The sequence below is a fragment of the Kitasatospora sp. NPDC004799 genome (assembly GCF_040609095.1).
Lineage (GTDB): Bacteria > Actinomycetota > Actinomycetes > Streptomycetales > Streptomycetaceae > Kitasatospora.
The window spans coordinates 1-15150 of the sequence record NZ_JBEXJK010000193.1 but is presented as its reverse complement, the minus strand read 5'-3'; the positions used below and the strand labels follow the sequence as shown (position 1 = coordinate 15150).

Sequence of the window (15150 nt, the reverse complement as noted above, 5' to 3'; positions counted from 1 at the left end):
GCAGTGGCTTCCTCCTCCGCCTTGCGATGCACGCACCCCAACGCCGCCCCGCCCGCCCTCCGGGCGGACGACGGGAGTTTGAAGACGGACCCTAGGGCCGTCCTCTCGGATCCCGGCCGGGTTCGCGGTGCCGGGGCGGAGGGCGGGGGTCGATGGCGGGCCCGAGGCCCGGCGCCGAGCGGCGGACCGGAGGTGCGCGGGGGCCCGCGCGGCCCGGGCCGTCCGCCGCCGGCGCGCGGCCCGGGAACCGGGTCCCGCCCGTCAGGGGTTGAGCGGGCGGGATCGGACGGGCAGGCTGGGGAGGGGCGGACCCCAACCTCGGCGGTGGGGAGCGCGGGCGGGGGCGGGCGTGGTTGGATGCGGTCGTAGCGTGGAACACCGACCCGGGGCACCGGGCCCCGAACGCCGTCCGAGGCGCTACGGGCACGGTGGCACGGGACTTGAGCGGACGACGACGGCAGGGACGAACGTGAGGATCTTCCACCGGGCACGGCACCGGCCGTCCGCCACCTGGCGGCAGACGACCGACCGGGCCTTCACGCTGATCGGCGACGGCCGCTACGAGGACGCCGGCGCGCTGCTGGTGATGGCCGCCGACCTGGAGCCCTGGCTCTCCGACTCCTGGTTCAACCTCGCCCTGCTGCACAAGTTCCGCCGCGACTGGGAGCAGGCCCGCTCGGCCGGCCTGCGCGCCGTCGCCCTGCTGGACCGCGAGCACGGCGCCCCGGACTGGTGGAACCTCGGCATCACCGCCACCGCCCTGCAGGACTGGCCGCTGGCCCGCCGCGCCTGGCAGGCGTACGGGCTGAAGCTGCCCGGCGGCCCCGGCGGGCAGCCGGACGGTCCGGTCAGCCTGGACCTCGGCACCACCCCGGTGCGGCTCTCCCCGGACGGCGAGTCCGAGGTGGTCTGGGGCCGCCGGCTGGACCCAGCCCGGATCGAGGTGCTGTCCATCCCGCTGCCCTCCTCCGGCCGCCGCTGGGGCGAGGTGGTGCTGCACGACGGCGCCCCGCACGGCGAGCGGGTCACCGACGGCGTCGCCTACCCGGTGTTCGACGAGATCGAGCTGTGGGCGCCCTCCCCGGTGCCGACCTACGTGGTGCTGCTCCAGGCCGCCACCGCCGGCGACCGGGACGCGCTGGAGCGGCTGGTCGCCGACGCCGGCTACGCGGCCGAGGACTGGACCTCCTCGGTGCGGCTGCTGTGCCGGGCCTGCTCGGAGAGCCGGATGGCCTCCGACGACGGCGTGGCCGCCCACCACGACCCGCACGACGACGGCGACGCCGCGCACCCCGGCCACCTCAGCCACCTCAGCCAGGGCGGCGCGGCCGGGATGTCCTGGCTGGTCGAGCGGGAGTGCGGGATCGCCGCCCCGGCCCACCTGGTGCGCGTCCTGCTGGACCGCTGGGTCGCGGCCGCCCCGGGAAGCCGGGCTTACCGGGATCTCGAAGAAGTGTGCTGAGTACCCTGGTGAGGTAACGCGTACACCTACGGAAGCGGAAGACATGGCGGAGCAGGCCGAGCAGCACGAGCACGAGCACGACGTGGAGGGGGCGGCGCCCGAGACGCCCGTGAAGGTGATCGGTGAGGAGCCCGACCTCGGCAAGGGCACCGCGCGCCCGATCACCGTCGTCGGCAACCCGGTGCTGCACCGCGAGGTCAAGGACGTCACCGCCTTCGACGACGAACTGTCCGCGCTGGTCGACGACATGTTCCAGTCCATGTACGCCGCCGAGGGCGTCGGCCTGGCCGCCAACCAGATCGGCGTCGACCTCAAGGTCTTCGTCTACGACTGCCCGGACGACGAGGGCGTGCGCCACATCGGCCACGTGATCAACCCGAAGCTGGAGGAGTACCCGGCCGACCGCCGCCGCGGCCTGGACGACGGCAACGAGGGCTGCCTGTCCGTCCCCGGCGCCTACGCCGAGCTGCCCCGCCCGGACTACGCCGCGGTCACCGGCGTCGACAAGGACGGCAAGCCGATCCGGGTCGAGGGCACCGGCTTCTTCGCCCGCTGCCTCCAGCACGAGACCGACCACCTCTACGGCACCCTCTACATCGACAAGCTGTCGAAGCGGGACCGCAAGGACGCCCTGCGGCAGATGGCCGAGGGCACCCCGAAGTACGCGACGGTGCCGAACGACTGACGGCGCGTCACAAGCGAGGGTCGGGACATCCGCGGATGTCCCGACCCCCGCGCGTGACGCGGGCGGGTGCGGAGATCGTGATCGGGTCGTCCTCGTCCGGCTCCTCGACGTGCTCGCTTGCGTGGATGCGGTCGCCCTCCGGGTCGCGGTAGAGCTCGGCGGGCACCTGCCGTGGACCGGGCTCGCGGGTCAGGACTCGCCGTGCTGGCCGCGGGAGAAGATGGTCGGGCTGCCGGGGAGTTCCGGGTTGGCGCCGAGGTGGTCGGCCAGGTCGCGCACGCCCTCGGCCAGCGAGACCGCCGGCCGGTAGCCCAGGCCCTGGAGCTTGGAGATGTCGCCGACCAGCCGGTAGGTGTCGTCCTCGATCTCCGGGATCACGCTGACCTCGGGCGTGACGCCGGTGGCCTCGCCGATCGTGTTGACCAGGTCGCGCATCGACACCTCGGTGCCGGAGCCGATGTTGAACACCTCGCCCAGGTCGGCCCGGTCGGCGATCGTCAGCAGCCCCTGGACCAGGTCGGTGACGTGGACGAAGTCGCGGGTCTTCCGGTCGATGTCGCCCACGATCTGGATCGGCCGGTGGTTGAGGTGCCAGCGCAGGAAGCGGCCGACCTCGACCATCGCCTCGTGCGGGTTCTCGCCCGGCCCGTAGACGCAGAACGGGCGGCCGACCACCACCGGCAGCCCGCAGGCGCGGTGCAGCGCCAGGCAGGTGATCTCACCGCTGAGCTTCGACGCGCCGTACGGCACGAAGGGGCGGGTCGGGTGGTCCTCGTCCATGGGGAACTTCCGGGGCGTCCCGTAGACGGAGGCGGACGAGACGTAGACGACCCGGCGGACGGACGCCTTGAGGAGGGCCTCGGCGAAGGAGAGCGTGCCGAGGGCGTTGATCTCGAAGTCGAGGCGCGGCTGCGTCACCGACAGGGTGCCGTTCGCGTTCGCGGCGACGTGGAACGCCAGGTCGGCGTCGTCCACGGCCTCGGCGATCGCGTCGACCTCGCGGATGTCCAGCAGGTGCAGGGTGGCGCCGGACGGCGTCGAGATGCTCGTGGCCGTCCGGGCGTTGTCGATGATCGCCACCTCCTTGCCCAGGAAGAGGAGGGCGTTGGTCAGGTGCCTTCCGACGAAACCCAATCCGCCCGACACCAATACCTTGTCGTATTCTTCGAGCATATATTCGATATATCAGCCCTCGAACATGCCCGCGCTCCGGGAATTCGACATCGCGTCCGTCCGAGTGAAATATCGGGCGGACAGGTGTCGCCGACCCGTCCGGCGGCTGGTGCCCGGCGGGCCGCAGGGCACCTCGCCCAGGCGCTTCCACCCGTGCTTCCGGTAGAAGCCGGGGCGATGAGCGGTACGGCTGCGTGATCCGGACGGTCCGCGCCGGCCGGTGGTCAGAGCACGCCCGTGCGCCTGGCGAAATCCCGTACACCGGCCACTGTCACCGGTGCATAGAGGAGGTCGGCCGTCAGCGCCCGCAGAGCCGGCCGACGAGCTTCTTCCGGGGCCGCCTGCTCGGTGAACCGCAGCGCTGCCAACGTCCGCCGGTGATCGCCGAGACGGTGCCACATGCGGGCGCAGTCCGTGCCGTACCGGGCCCGGCGTTCAGCGGTAGGCAGTTGCCTCGGGTCGATCCGTGCTGCGTACCGGACGCCTTCGTCGGGTGTCCCCAGAGCCGTGTGGACCCCGATCCAGTACAAGTCCGCTTGTGCTGCGGTGGCATCGACCGTGAACAACTGCCCCCGGGCCCGCGGCCCGGCTTCGGGGAGGCGGGTGACGGCGTCCACTGCCCCCGCCATGAGATCGAGGGCATCGCCGCGTCGCTGGCTGCAGGCGGCCGTGTACGCGGCCGTCATCAGCAACGTCGCCCCCACCGCGAAGGACACGTCATCCCCGTTCCGGGTGAGCGAGTCGGCGGTGCGGCGCAGGAGGTCGACGCCGGCGGCCGGCCGTCCGGCGCGTCGCATGGTGATCGCCAGCACCCGGGCCGCCTCTCCCTCGACCACCGGGTCGCCACTCGCCTGGGCCGCCGACAGCGCGCGGTCGGCGGCCGGCCAGGCGACATCCGCGTGCTGCTTCAGCGCCAGTTCCGTCGCCAGCACCCATGCCCTGGACACACAAGCATGGGCTTCCTCCCGGGCCCGGCCGGCGAGGGCGTCGCGTGTCGCCTGGGCTGTGGCCAACAGGCCGGGCAGAGCCTCGCCGAGGTCTCGGTAGCGGGCCGTGGTGAACTGCGCGCGGGCCTCGGCGAGGACGTGGCGAAGCCGCTGCAGCGAGATCGCCGTGCCGGCCGCGGTTTCGTACAGGGCGTCGACGATCTTGGTCGTGGTGTCCGGGTGGGCGGCGGCGGACGCCGACGGTGGAAGCACCGAGGCTCCGGCCGTCGCCATACCTGCCAGGAGCAACTGCCTACGGCGCATCGCATCCTCCTGATCCAGGGACACATCTGGCGCCAGAGTAGCGGCTCGACCGGCTTCGAAGGCGCTAGGAGGAAGGCCGAGGGCACGGGCCATCAGTACGAGCGACTGATCGGAGGGGCGGAGCGTTCCGCCTTCGACCCGACTGATCGCGGACGCCGAGTAGCCGCAGGCGCGGCCCAGTTGGGTCTGAGTCATCCGCTGGGCGCACCGGGCTGCCCTGATGACCGTCCCGAGGTCGCGTGAATTCATCGACACAGTGCTGCCCTTCGACTGCACGGAGTGGCCACACCCTAGCGGTCGAGCGATGACCGTCAGCAGAGCGCGCACAGGGTGTGCAGGGCACGCACAGGGCGTGCGGGAGCGCCTCATGGGCCTCCACTGCCGGGGCCGTACGGGGTTCTCTGATGGAGCCCCGGCCGGGCGCGTCCCAGTGTCGATCCTCACTCGGAGGAGTGCGCCATGAGTGCAGCTCTGCTCGACCCGGCTACTGCCACGACCCGCGCCCGCACCAGCCCGTCGCCCGGTAATCTGCCGGACAGCGACCGAGACGCCGCCGCCCGCGTCTGCCCGGTCTGCGGGTCGAGCGCTACGTACCAGACGATGGACGGCCGTTGGGGCTGCACCTCGTGCGGTTCCACCTGGGCCTGAGACAGTGAGGAGGGTCGGCAGCATGCCGATCTGCGCGGAGTGCCGCACTGCTGCGGCGGTCATCGAGGACCTGGACGTCGAACCGCCCCGGCCGTGGTGCGTGGAATGCGCGACTGCCCTGGTGAGGGCAGGCGACCCCATCCTCAACTACCGTGGGCTGGCCGGTGAGGCGCTCGACTATTCGCGCGTCCTGGCCCAGCACAGTACGGCGGTTCTCCCGTTCGGGTGACCGTACATCCGGACCATCGAGCGCCTCTGCCCAGCGGTTCGGGCAGGGGTGCTCGTTTCCTTTGCCGCCTCGCCGCGTGGGGCGGCGAGGCGGGGGAATTCAGGGGCGCTGGGTGGTGATGGTGATCGGGTGGGCGGTCCAGTCGGTCATGCCGCCGACGTAGAGGGTGACGCTCCAGCTGTCGTTGCGGGCGAGGCAGTTGGCGACGCCCGTGCCGCCGCCCGGCCCGATGCAGATCCGGATGAAGTCGCGGTGGGCCTCCCGGATGGGCAGTTCGCGGACGCGCTCCCAGAGGACGGGGAGGGCGTGGTCGAGGCTGGGGAAGTCGGTGGGGCGCATGATGCCGGCGATCCCGGCCCGGACGGTGCTCACGCGGCGGCCTTCTCGGGGGAGATGTGGCACCAGACGAACTTTCCGATGCCGCCCTCGCGCGGGCAGCACCCCCACTGGGTGGCCAACTCCTGGACGAGGAGCAGGCCTCGGCCGCTCTCGGCGGAGGTGGAGGCGGGTCGGGGGGAGGGCTTCTCGCTGTCGGCGTCGTGCACCTCGATGCGGAGGGTGTCGTCCGGGGAGAGCCGGAAGCGGACGAAGATCAGCCGGTCGCGCGGGGCGCGGCAGTGCTGGACGGCGTTGGTGACCAGCTCGGTGACGAGCAACTCGCCGGTGAAGACGAGGAGTTCGCCCGAGGGGTGGGGGAGGAGGAAGTCGTGCAACGCCCACCGGGCGGCACGGGGGGAGTCGCGGCGTCGGGGCAGCCAGCAGGTCCGCTCGGCGGGGGTGGGGGAGAGGGGGAGGTCTTCAGGCATGGCGGGGCCACCTATGGGTGCGCAGGTGAGAGTGGCTGAAGAAGGCATGGGGATGCCCGGTGAGTAGCTCACAGCCATCACGATGTGTCGACTAGTGAGCTACGTTGAGTAGCATGCGATGGAAAGGGGCCCGTTCGCAACTTGCTAATTGGAAATTTTCCAAGATCTTTTCTAGAGGGGGTAAGATCTGTGGCTCAAGCGATGTGATGGAGCATCAGATGAGTCAAGCGCGACCTACAGTCCGGCGCAGGCGGTTGGCAGCCGCTCTGGTCAGGCTGCGGGAAGAGGCCGGCAAGTCGCCCGAAGAGGCGGCAGAGCGAATCGGCTGTCATCGTTCGAAGATCAGTCGGATAGAGAATGCCAGGCTGGGTATCTCGCTCGGTGAACTGCGCGACCTGCTGACGTTCTACGGCGTGGAAGATCAGGGTCGTGTCGAGGAGTTGGTCGCGCTCGCCCGTCGCGGCCGCGAACCCGGGTGGGTGCACAAGGCGAGCCTGGCTCGACCGTCCTACTCGGACTTCATCGATTACGAGGAGACGGCCGACTACATCAGGTCGTTCGAGAACATGCTGATCTCGGGCCTCTTGCAGACGCCCGACTACGCTCGCGCGGTGATGCAGGCCAAGCCGTCCGGGCTGAATGTCGAACAGGTGGATGCTCTGGTGACCGCTCGGATGGAGCGGCAGCAAGTACTCAGCAAGTCCAACCCGCCGCGCCTGTGCGTGATCGAGGGCGAGTCCGCGCTGCGTGTTCAGGTGGGCGGTTCGAAGGTCATGGCCGGGCAACTCGACAAGCTGGTTGAGATGGCTGAGCATCCCTATGTGGAGCTCCAGGTCTTGCCGGATCGTGCAGGTGCCCATGCCGGCCTGATGGGGTCGTTCGTGATGTTCGGATTTCCGTCGCCGGACTACTCCGATGTCGTCTGTGTGGAGCACCGGACCGGGACGCTCTACATGGAGACGCCAGCCGAGATCGATGAGTACACGCTGATCTTCGACTCCCTCCGCTCAATCGCCTTGAGTCCGGCTGACAGTCTCGACATGATCGCTCGGGTACGGCAGGAGTTCTGAACTCCGGGCAAGGGATGGTGGGTCGTGACTGAGGAATCCGAATGGCAGAAGAGTTCATACAGCGGGCAGGGCGGGAACTGCCTTGAGGCCCGGGCTGGGCTGGCGGCAGTGGCTGTCCGGGATTCGAAGGACCCGGGTGGGCCGGCGCTGCTCTTCGCGGCTGATGCCTGGGCCTCCTTCCTCGCAGGGGTCAAGTCCGGGGAGTTTTCGACCGACTGAAACATACAGAGGTGCCCCGCACGGGCTGTGGCCGTGCGGGGCACCTCTGTCTGTCGACCTTTAGAAGTCGTCGTCGAAGGACACCGAGCCCTCAACCGCGACCTGGTACGCCGAGACCCGGCGCTCGAAGAAGTTGGTCAGCTCCTGGACGTTCTGGAGCTCCATGAAGCCGAACGGGTTCGTCGACCCGTAGCGGATCGGGAGGCCCAGGCGCGCGAGGCGCTGGTCGGCGACCGCCTGCAGGTACTCCCGCATCGAGGCGGTGTTCATGCCGGGCAGGCCGTCACCGCACAGGTCCTGGGCGAACTGGAGCTCGGCCTCGACGGCCTCCTCCAGCATCTCCGTCACCTGCTTGGCCATCTCCTCGTCGAAGAGGTCGGGCTCCTCCTCGCGGACGGTGTCCACCACGGAGAACGCGAAGTCCATGTGCATGGACTCGTCGCGGAACACCCAGTTGGTCCCCGTGGCGAGACCGTGCAGCAGACCCCGGCTCCGGAACCAGTACACGTAGGCGAACGCGCCGTAGAAGAACAGGCCCTCCACACACGCCGCGAAGCAGATCAGGTTGAGCAGGAACGCCCGCCTGTCCTCCTTCGTCTGCAGCGAGTCGATGTGGTCGACCGCGTTCATGTACTTGAAGCAGAACTTGGCCTTCTGCGCGATCGACGGGATGTTCTCCACCGCCGCGAAGGCCGCCGCGCGGTCCTCCGGGTCGGGCAGGTACGTGTCCAGCAGCGTCAGGTAGAACTGCACATGGACGGCCTCCTCGAACAGCTGACGGCTCAGGTAGAGCCGCGCCTCCGGGGAGTTGATGTGCTTGTACAGGCTCAGCACCACGTTGTTCGCGACGATCGAGTCACCGGTCGCGAAGAAGGCGACCAGCCGGCCGATCATGTGCCGCTCGCCCTCGCTGAGCTTCGCCAGGTCCGCGACGTCCGAGTGCAGGTCCACCTCCTCCACCGTCCAGGTGTTCTTGATGGCGTCCCGGTACCGGTCGTAGAACGACGGGTACCGCATCGGGCGCAGGGTCAGCTCGAAGCCGGGGTCGAGCAGCATCTTGCGGTCGTCGGGGGTGCTCACTGGCAGGCCTCGCAGGACTCGGGGTTCTCCAGGGAGCAGGCGATGGCGTCCTGCTCGGCCTGGGTCATGGTGGGGGCGGGCACCGGCACGGCGGTCCGGGCGGTGCCGGACGCGGCCTGGGCGATGCGGGTGGCCGGGCGCGACCGCAGGTAGTAGGTGGTCTTCAGACCGACCTTCCACGCGTACGCGTACATCGAGCTCAGCTTGCCGATGGTCGGCGCCGCCATGAACAGGTTCAGGGACTGGCTCTGGTCCAGGTACGGCATGCGGGCGGCGGCCAGGTCGATCAGCGCGCGCTGCGGCAGCTCCCAGGCCGTCCGGTACAGCGAACGCACCTCGGCGGGCAGCCAGTTCAGCTCCTGCACCGAGCCGTTGGCGTCGCGCAGGGCGTCGCGGGTCTGCTGGTCCCAGACGCCGAGCTCCTTGAGCTCGCGCACCAGGTACGGGTTGACCTGGAGGAACTCGCCGGACAGCGTCTCGCGCTTGAACAGGTTGGACACCTGCGGCTCGATGCACTCGTACACGCCGGCGATGGAGGCGATGGTCGCGGTCGGCGCGATGGCCAGCAGCAGCGAGTTGCGCAGGCCGGTCTCGGCGATCCGGGCGCGCAGCGCCGTCCAGCGGTCGGCCCACTGCGGGGCGGCCGACGGGAAGTGGTCGATGTGCAGCTCGCCGCGGGCGGCGCGGGTCTCGCCGTACGCCTCGTGGCGGCCCAGCTGCTCGGCCAGGTCGGCGGAGCGCTCGTAGGCGGTGAGCATGATGCGCTCGGCGATCAGCGTGGAGAGCTGCTTCGCCTCCGCCGAGTCGAAGTCGATCCGCAGCTTGAAGAAGACGTCCTGGAGGCCCATCACGCCGAGGCCGACCGGCCGCCAGCGGGAGTTGGACGTGCCGGCCTCGGTGGTCGGGTAGAAGTTGATGTCCACCACGCGGTCGAGGAAGGTGACGGCGGTGCGCACGGTGGCGTCCAGCCGCTCCCAGTCCATCGCGCCGAGCAGGTCGTCGGCGGAGGCGCCGGCGGCCACGTGGGCGCCCAGGTTGACCGACCCCAGGTTGCAGACGGCGGTCTCGGAGTCGTCCGTGACCTCCAGGATCTCGGTGCACAGGTTGGAGGAGTGCACCGTGCGGCCGGGCAGCGCGGTCTGGTTGGCGGCGCGGTTGGAGGCGTCCTTGAAGGTCATCCAGCCGTTGCCGGTCTGCGCCAGGGTGCGCATCATGCGGGCGTACAGGGTCTGCGCCGGGATGGTGCGGACGGCCTTGCCGGCCTGCTCGGCCTTGCGGTAGGCCTCGTCGAAGTCGGCGCCCCAGAGGTCGACCAGCTCCGGCACGTCGGCCGGGGAGAACAGCGACCAGTCCTGGTTGGCGTTGACCCGGCGCATGAACTCGTCCGGGATCCAGTGCGCCAGGTTGAGGTTGTGGGTGCGGCGCGCCTCCTCGCCGGTGTTGTCGCGGAGCTCCAGGAACTCCTCGATGTCGGCGTGCCAGGTCTCCAGGTAGACGCAGGCCGCGCCCTTGCGGCGGCCGCCCTGGTTGACGGCGGCGACCGAGGAGTCGAGGGTGCGCAGGAACGGCACGATGCCGTTGGACTTGCCGTTGGTGCCGCGGATCAGGCTGCCGCGCGAGCGGATGCGCGAGTAGGACAGGCCGATGCCGCCGGCGTGCTTGGAGAGGCGGGCGATCTGCGCGTAGCGGTTGTAGATCGAGTCCAGGTTGTCCAGCGGCGAGTCGAGCAGGTAGCAGCTCGACATCTGCGGGTGCCGGGTGCCGGAGTTGAAGAGCGTCGGCGAGGAGGTCAGGTACTCCAGGCGGCTCATCAGGCCGTACAGCTCGGCCACCTCGCGCACCGACTGCTCGCTGTCGCCGACCGCCAGGCCACAGGCGACGCGGAGCAGGAAGTGCTGCGGGGTCTCGATCACCTTGCGGGTGATCGGGTGGCGCAGCAGGTAGCGGGACTGCACGGTGCGCAGGCCGAAGTACTCGAAGCGGTCGTCGCCGGCGGCGTCGACCAGCGCGTCCAGGGCGGCGGCGTGCTTGGCGACGAAGGCGGCGGTGGTGTCGCCGATCAGGCCCTCGGCGTGGCCGACGGCGATCGAGGCGGAGAAGGACGTCGAACCCTGGCTGTTCGCCTCGTCGACGATCTCCAGGGCGAGCAGGCGGGCGGCCAGCTTCGAGTACTGGGGGTCCTCGGCGATCATCGACGCGGCGGCGTCCACGGCCAGCCCGCGCAGCTCGGCGAAGTCCGAACCGGCGTGGCGGCCGCGCAGCGCGGCGGCGGCGACATGGCCGGGGTCGACCTCGGTGAGGTCGGTGCTGCGGTCGGTGAGCAGCCGCAGCAGGGCGCCGCCGGGGTCGGAGACCGTCGGGTCGGTGAAGGCGGTACCGGAGCCCTGGGCGGGCAGGGTGGCTGAGGCGGCGGTGGTCAAGGCGCTCTCTCCTGGCGGCGATCGGCGGCGGTGATCGGGGGCCACCGGGCCGATCGGGGCAGGGGAGCACGGCACGAACGCAGAAGCGTCGCGCGACGGTGACTCCCCGGCCCGCCCGCGAGGCCCGGAGGGGTACTGCTCGTGCCGGCGCGGCCTCTGCGGGAGGGCCGTGGCGCACGCTGGTCGGCAGGTACTCGGACTCGCGGGACGGCTGCTGGAGCCGCCCGCACACCGCTGCGGGGCAGTCCCGGATTCGCACCGGGTTCCCCTGCATCGACAGCAGGAGTGAGCATACATGTAGTGGTGTCTCCCTGAAGCGACCCCAGATGTAGTGCGGCGCCGCGTGTCGGGGCGATAACCGGTCGTACCGGAACCATGGCGGGCGGTGGCCGTCGGCGGCCCCGGAACCGGGCCGGGGAGTCATGGTTTCGATACGGAACGGTCACCGGGAGGATCGACGGTCATGAGGATGCCCTACGATCTGGGCGCATGAGCGACGGAACTGGCGTACCTGGGCAGGGGCCGCAGGGAACGCCGCCCGCCGGGTCGGGGGGCGCACAGAGTCAGCAGCCGGTGGTGCCTGGTCCGGTACCGCCGCCGAGTGGGGGTTTCGGGCCGCCGCCCGCCTCGTACGGGCCGGTCGTGCCGTCGGCGCAGCCGGTCGCGCAGCCCATCCCGCCGGTGCCGCAGCCGGTCGCGCCGCCGCCGCAGCCGGGTCCGCCGGTCGGGCCGCCGCAACCCCTGCCGCCGGTCGCGCCGCCGCAGCCCCAGCCGGTCGCGCAGCCGCAGCCGAACCCCCAGCCGCAGCCGCAGTGGCACCTCCAGCAGCAGCCCCAGCAGCCGGTCCCGCCGCAGCGGGCCGAGCCGGACTGGGACGCGCTGGCGGACCGCAACGAGGCCGACGGCAAGCGCCGTCGCCGGATGAGGGTCATCGGCGTGGTGGCCGCGGTCGCCGTGGTCGGCGGTCTGGCCGCCGGCGGCGTGCTGCTGTTCAAGGGCAAGAAGGAGGACGGCCCCCCGAAGGCCGTCAACTCCGTCCAGCCGACGGTGACCCCGAGCGTCTCCGGCACGCCGGGCGGCGAGCCGGCCGACCCGTCGAAGCCGATCTGGGAGGCCACCACCGACCCGGCGCCGCAGGACGCGGGGGCGCTGTTCTCCGCGCTCCAGGTGACGATCAACGGTGCCACCTGGAACCGGACCGTCGTGGCGCTGGACTCGCCCTGCTGGGACGGGAACTCCACGACCGGCGGGCTGGGCAAGGTGCTCGGCGACCAGGGGTGCCAGCAGGTGCTCCGGGCGACGTACGTCTCCGGTGACAGCGCGGTCACCGTCGGGGTGGCGGTCTTCGACCACAGGATCCAGGCCGAGACGGCGACGAAGAACTTCACCGGCCAGCTCAAGGGCGCGCCCGCGGCCGGGTCGCCGGCGTTCTGCGCCGCGGCCGGCTGCACCGGTACGCACAGCAGCCTGGGCCGGTACGCCTACTTCACGGTCGAGGGCTCGGCGAAGGGCGGCAACGCCCCGGACGCCACGGCCACCGCGGCGGCCCCCGGGTTCGTCGAGCACGTGAAGGGGCAGCTGCTCAAGCGCGCCAAGGCCGCGTCCTCGGCCGCGCCCGGCGTCCAGGGCACCCCGCCGGCGGCTTCGGCGGGCTGACCCGCCGCGACGACGCGCCCGCCGGCGGCCCCGGCGGGCCGGACCGTCGTGATGCCCCGGCCCGTCGTGACACCCCGGCCCCGGCGGGTCGTTCGCGGGGGCCGGGGGAGTGTGGCAGGCTCTCGGAACAGTCATTTCGCATGCGTGTTCCGGTTGCGTCCGTGGGGGGCGGCGCCGGCGAGCAACCGGAGGAGCGGTCCGTGGCCCTGCCCAGTGCCCTGCGCGGCAAGCCCGCCGTCCTGGCCGCGGCCGGGATCGTCGCCGCCGCGGGAGCGGTCGTCCTGCTCGACCGCGACCGCGAGGTCGGCGGCGAGCAGCCCCCGAGGGTCCCGGTGTCGGTCGGCCTCCCCGGGCGCACCCTGCCGCCGGAGGTCGGCAAGGACCTGCTCGCCCGGGACCCGCAGGCCTCGCCGAACGCCCGCGCCGTCCAGCAGTTCCTCGCCGACCTGGAGGCCCAGGCCCGTACCGGGCAGAGCGGCGGCACGGTGATCGGCCAGCACGTCGAGGCGCACAACGAGCGCAACAACCCCGAGTACGGGGACTACCGGGGCACCAAGCAGGTCGGCTACTACTACAAGAAGGCCGCCGACATCACCGGCAAGCTGCCGGGCTTCGTGGAGACCGACCTCGGCCCCGGCTACGGCCAGAACGGCTGGGGCGTCGGCAACCCGCGCTCCTACTCGGCCGGCCGCTGGCCCACCTGCCGGGCCGGCTGGCAGTACACCGACGACGCCGTCGACCTGCTGTCCGCCGTCTGGAGCGGCCACCCGCGGGCCGAGGACGGCGGATACGGCGCGGCCGGCGTGCAGCAGAACTGCGACGGCAGCAGCACCGAACTGCCCGACAACGGCGGCGCCCCGGCCGGGATCGTCGGCATGTCCTTCCACCAGCCCTACCCCGGATCGGACGTCAAGTCCTTCGACCGGGTGCTCTGTTCGAACTCGCCGGCGGCCAAGGACCCGGAGTGGTTCGGCCGGGTCGTGGACGGCGCGCACGACACCCCCGAGTACCGCGCGCTGATCACCGACCTCTCCTACCTGGCCGACCACCTGGAGTACCTGGCCGCCCACGACGTGCCGGTGCTGCTGCGCCCGTACCACGAGATGAACGTGCTGGACTGCTCCCGCCGGTTCTGGTGGGCGGGCCAGAAGCCGGCCGAGTACCAGGCGCTGTGGCGGATCACCTACAAGTACCTGGTGGAGACCCGGGGGCTGCACAACCTGCTGTTCGTCTGGACGCCGGTGTCCTGGGACGGCGCCCCGGGCGTGGACCCCTGGGACTACTACCCGGGCGCCCAGTTCGTCGACGTGGTCGGGGTGGACGACTACAGCGGCAGCCCGGCGCACCCGATCGGCACCGGCGAGGTGTGGACCAAGCGGTACTACGACGGGCTGTCCGCCTACGGCAAGCCGCGGATGCTGGCCGAGTCCTTCGCCGTCCCGGTCAACTCCCGCCAGCCGGAGACCCTGCGGCGCACGCCCTGGACGATCTGGACGGTCTGGGGGCAGTCGCTCACCGCGAACAACCTGGCCCCGGACCAGCCGCGCAACTCGGCCGCGGACGTCACCGCCACGTACCGCAGTCCGCTGGCGCTCACCGGCGGCTCCGGCTCCTTCGGCGCGAACGTCGACTGGGGCGGCCTGCACGTGCGCTGAGCCGCCGGCGCCCTCGGCGCGGGTGGCGCGGGCGGCCGGCGCCGCGAGGCGGGCCGCACGGCCGGGTTCCGCCGAACGGGTGGAATTCCGGCTCCCTCGCGGCGTGTGGCATCCTGTGGCGGCGGAACCGAGGGCGGGCGAACGGCCGGGACGGGCCCGGAGGGGCGGGGGATACGGGATGACAGGGACGGGTCCGATGCGCGCGGCCGGCGGCGTGGCCGTCGGCTGGGGCACGGTGCTGCTCGCCTGGGCCGGGTACAACTGCTTCGGCCAGGTCGGCTTCACCACGTACCTCAAGGGCGTCCTCTACTACGGCGGCTCCTCGGTGTACGCCGAGACCGGAAGCCTCAACTACGGCCTGCTGTACCTGGTTTCGGGCATCCTGCTGCTGCGCGGGCGCAGCTGGGCGCTCGGGGTGGCGGCCGGTGTCGCGCTGGTCGAGGGGTACAACCGGGTGCGCAGCCTGGCCGGCGCGCTGCTGGACCCGCCGCAGCGGGAGTGGTTCACCGGCACCACCGAGGGCTGGCTCAAGCTCACGACCTTCGGGCTCGGCGTGGTGGTCACCGCGCTGCTGATCGCGCTGCTGGCCCAGTCGGTCTGGCGGGAGCAGCCGGGTGCGGCCGGGGCTCCGCTCCCGGTGTCGCAGCCGTTCCAGCCGCAGCCCGCCGCCTGGGGGCAGCCGCAGCCGCAGCCGTACCCGCAGCCCAGCCGTCCAGCAGCAGCGCGGCCCCGTACCCGCCGCCGCCCTCCACCACCGGCTCCGCGCCGGGCGTGGAGATCACCAGCGAGGGCTCGTC

The 15150-nt window shown here is 71.5% G+C and carries 14 protein-coding genes, 1 pseudogene and 1 riboswitch; of the genes and pseudogenes, 9 read left to right on the top strand and 6 right to left on the bottom strand.

Features of this window, described 5'->3' with window-relative positions:
* Window positions 1-469: 469 nt before the first annotated feature.
* Together ABZW03_RS23315 and def are read left to right on the top strand one after the other, a co-directional pair.
* Window positions 470-1462 (top strand): hypothetical protein, encoded by a 993-nt coding sequence (locus ABZW03_RS23315; RefSeq protein WP_355261451.1) that lies wholly within the window; start codon window positions 470-472, stop codon window positions 1460-1462.
* 43 nt (window positions 1463-1505) lie between these two features.
* Window positions 1506-2147: a peptide deformylase gene (def, locus tag ABZW03_RS23310; RefSeq protein WP_355261448.1), complete on the top strand. Its 642-nt coding sequence runs from the start codon at window positions 1506-1508 to the stop codon at window positions 2145-2147.
* Window positions 2148-2336: 189 nt separating this feature from the next.
* Here the strand turns inward: def and ABZW03_RS23305 are convergent, their stop codons facing one another.
* Both ABZW03_RS23305 and ABZW03_RS23300 read right to left on the bottom strand, forming a co-directional pair.
* On the bottom strand, window positions 2337-3320 hold the full coding sequence (locus ABZW03_RS23305; protein WP_355261445.1) for an NAD-dependent epimerase/dehydratase family protein: 984 nt from the start codon (window positions 3318-3320) through the stop codon (window positions 2337-2339).
* Window positions 3321-3544: 224 nt separating this feature from the next.
* The gene (locus ABZW03_RS23300) at window positions 3545-4819 is read right to left on the bottom strand and encodes a helix-turn-helix transcriptional regulator (RefSeq protein ID WP_355261460.1); all 1275 of its coding nucleotides are present in this window, start codon (window positions 4817-4819) and stop codon (window positions 3545-3547) included.
* Window positions 4820-5029: 210 nt separating this feature from the next.
* Here ABZW03_RS23300 and ABZW03_RS23295 point away from each other — a divergent pair, with 210 nt between their 5' ends.
* Window positions 5030-5218 carry a transposase gene (locus ABZW03_RS23295; protein ID WP_355261443.1) on the top strand — a complete coding sequence of 63 codons (189 nt, stop codon included), beginning with the start codon at window positions 5030-5032 and terminating at the stop codon, window positions 5216-5218.
* Between the two features lie 22 nt (window positions 5219-5240).
* Window positions 5241-5447 (top strand): hypothetical protein, encoded by a 207-nt coding sequence (locus ABZW03_RS23290; RefSeq protein ID WP_355261440.1) that lies wholly within the window; start codon window positions 5241-5243, stop codon window positions 5445-5447.
* A 99-nt stretch (window positions 5448-5546) separates the two neighbouring features.
* Here the strand turns inward: ABZW03_RS23290 and ABZW03_RS23285 are convergent, their stop codons facing one another.
* Window positions 5547-5819: a hypothetical protein gene (locus tag ABZW03_RS23285; RefSeq protein WP_355261437.1), complete on the bottom strand. Its 273-nt coding sequence runs from the start codon at window positions 5817-5819 to the stop codon at window positions 5547-5549.
* Window positions 5816-6253, bottom strand: a complete 438-nt coding sequence (locus ABZW03_RS23280) for an ATP-binding protein (RefSeq protein WP_355261434.1) — start codon at window positions 6251-6253, stop codon at window positions 5816-5818. The genes ABZW03_RS23285 and ABZW03_RS23280 overlap by 4 nt, the downstream gene beginning before the upstream one ends.
* Before the next feature lie 254 nt (window positions 6254-6507).
* On the opposite strand from ABZW03_RS23280, the gene ABZW03_RS23275 reads away from it, so the two are divergent.
* Complete coding sequence (locus ABZW03_RS23275; RefSeq protein WP_355261431.1) at window positions 6508-7323, top strand: helix-turn-helix transcriptional regulator; 816 nt, start codon at window positions 6508-6510, stop codon at window positions 7321-7323.
* Between the two features lie 24 nt (window positions 7324-7347).
* Window positions 7348-7542, top strand: a complete 195-nt coding sequence (locus tag ABZW03_RS23270; protein ID WP_355261428.1) for a DUF397 domain-containing protein — start codon at window positions 7348-7350, stop codon at window positions 7540-7542.
* A 60-nt stretch (window positions 7543-7602) separates the two neighbouring features.
* On the opposite strand, the gene ABZW03_RS23265 is transcribed toward ABZW03_RS23270, so the two are convergent.
* Together ABZW03_RS23265 and ABZW03_RS23260 are read right to left on the bottom strand one after the other, a co-directional pair.
* Window positions 7603-8598, bottom strand: a complete 996-nt coding sequence (locus ABZW03_RS23265) for a ribonucleotide-diphosphate reductase subunit beta (RefSeq protein WP_355261457.1) — start codon at window positions 8596-8598, stop codon at window positions 7603-7605.
* A gap of 20 nt (window positions 8599-8618) precedes the next feature.
* Window positions 8619-11018 (bottom strand): ribonucleoside-diphosphate reductase subunit alpha, encoded by a 2400-nt coding sequence (locus ABZW03_RS23260; RefSeq protein ID WP_355261454.1) that lies wholly within the window; start codon window positions 11016-11018, stop codon window positions 8619-8621.
* Window positions 11019-11209: 191 nt separating this feature from the next.
* A riboswitch (cobalamin riboswitch) is annotated at window positions 11210-11352 on the bottom strand.
* Between the two features lie 332 nt (window positions 11353-11684).
* Here ABZW03_RS23260 and ABZW03_RS23255 point away from each other — a divergent pair.
* From ABZW03_RS23255 to ABZW03_RS23245, 3 genes and pseudogenes are all read left to right on the top strand, one after another.
* Window positions 11685-12698, top strand: a complete 1014-nt coding sequence (locus ABZW03_RS23255; RefSeq protein ID WP_355261425.1) for a hypothetical protein — start codon at window positions 11685-11687, stop codon at window positions 12696-12698.
* 200 nt (window positions 12699-12898) lie between these two features.
* A complete protein-coding gene (locus tag ABZW03_RS23250; RefSeq protein WP_355261422.1) occupies window positions 12899-14353 on the top strand; it encodes a glycosyl hydrolase in 1455 nt (484 codons plus the stop codon).
* Between the two features lie 178 nt (window positions 14354-14531).
* Window positions 14532-15150: pseudogene (locus ABZW03_RS23245) on the top strand (hypothetical protein); the annotation flags it as partial.

What these genes read in the sequence shown, in the direction of transcription:
- def (WP_355261448.1), top strand. Translation starts at nt 1,506, where the DNA reads ATGGCGGAGCAGGCCGAGCAGCACGAGCACGAGCACGACGTGGAGGGG.
- ABZW03_RS23305 (WP_355261445.1), bottom strand. Translation starts at nt 3,320, where the DNA reads ATGCTCGAAGAATACGACAAGGTATTGGTGTCGGGCGGATTGGGTTTC.
- ABZW03_RS23300 (WP_355261460.1), bottom strand. Translation starts at nt 4,819, where the DNA reads ATGAATTCACGCGACCTCGGGACGGTCATCAGGGCAGCCCGGTGCGCC.
- ABZW03_RS23295 (WP_355261443.1), top strand. Translation starts at nt 5,030, where the DNA reads ATGAGTGCAGCTCTGCTCGACCCGGCTACTGCCACGACCCGCGCCCGC.
- ABZW03_RS23290 (WP_355261440.1), top strand. Translation starts at nt 5,241, where the DNA reads ATGCCGATCTGCGCGGAGTGCCGCACTGCTGCGGCGGTCATCGAGGAC.
- ABZW03_RS23280 (WP_355261434.1), bottom strand. Translation starts at nt 6,253, where the DNA reads ATGCCTGAAGACCTCCCCCTCTCCCCCACCCCCGCCGAGCGGACCTGC.
- ABZW03_RS23265 (WP_355261457.1), bottom strand. Translation starts at nt 8,598, where the DNA reads ATGCTGCTCGACCCCGGCTTCGAGCTGACCCTGCGCCCGATGCGGTAC.